This window comes from Frankia sp. CoWAU3, from assembly GCF_977971855.1.
On sequence record NZ_CDWWXB010000014.1, the window covers coordinates 31,260 to 32,335 of the forward strand.

Annotated in this window: 1 protein-coding gene; it reads right to left on the bottom strand. The window is 73.7% G+C overall.

Annotation, left to right across the window (positions count from 1 at the left end; translation table 11 throughout):
- A partial coding sequence (locus tag AC08ON_RS03125; protein WP_476616414.1) for a WD40 repeat domain-containing protein occupies nt 1-1,047 on the bottom strand: 1,047 nt, incomplete at its 3' end.
- Nucleotides 1,048-1,076 lie beyond the last annotated feature (29 nt).

Sequence of the window (1,076 nt, forward strand, 5' to 3'; positions counted from 1 at the left end):
GGCGCCCGTGGCGAGGCGCCGGCCGTCCGGGCTGAAGGCGACCGCCCACACGTAGTCGGTGTGCGCGGTGATGGCTGCGAGCGGTCGCGGCCGGCGCGGATCGGTGACGTCCCACAGCCGGGCCGTCCGGTCGGCGCTGGCGGTCGCCAACAGGTGACCATTCGGGCTGAACGCGACCTCGTTCACCCAACTGGTGTGGCGGTCGAGCACGGACAGTTGACTGGGGCGGCGCGGATCGGTGACGTCCCACAGCCGGGCCGTGTTGTCATAGCCCGAGGTGGCGAGGACCTTCCCGTCCGGGCTGAACGCGGCGTCGAGTACCCAGCCGTTGTGTCCGAGGATGACGGAGAGTTCGACGGGGTGGCGCGGATCGCCGAGGTCCCACAGGATCACCGACCGGTCGTAGCTGACCGTGGCGAGCAGCCGTCCATCCGGGCTGAACGCTGCGTCGAGCGTCCACGAGGTGTGCCTGGCCAGGGTGGCGAGCTTCACCGGATGGGAACGTGCGGAGATGTCCCACAGCTGGACGAGGTTGTCGGCACCGGTCGAGGCCAGCAGGCGCCCGTCCCGGCTGATGTCCACACCGAGCGCCGACTGCGTGTGCCCGTCGAGCACCGTCGCCGTCGCGGCGGCGAAGGAGGTGCGCAGGGCGGCGCGGGCCTCCCGCACCGGGCTGATGCGGTAGGCCGCCAGGGACAGCCGGGCGGCCAGGTCCGCATCGGAGTTGCGGACGGCCTCGGCGGCCAGAGCGACGCGAGCGGCCGTCTCCTCCCGGCTCGGCCGCCGGTCACTGCCGGTGGTGAGCGCGAATGGTATGAGGGCCGCGATGAGCAGGACCGCGAGGAGTGGGGCGGCCAGCAGCGCGACGCGGCGCCAGTTCCGTCGGCCGCGGTCCCGTGCCGACGGGTCGACGGGCGGCCCGGCGCCGACCGACCCGCTTGAGGCAGACCCGCCCGGGGCAGACATCTGTCCGGGCGCGCAGCGGTCCGGGTCGGTCCGCTGCGGGGGCGCGGGCATCGACACCCCGGCACGGATGACGCGGGTCACCTCCGGGTCGGGATGCGTGGTCGGACCCA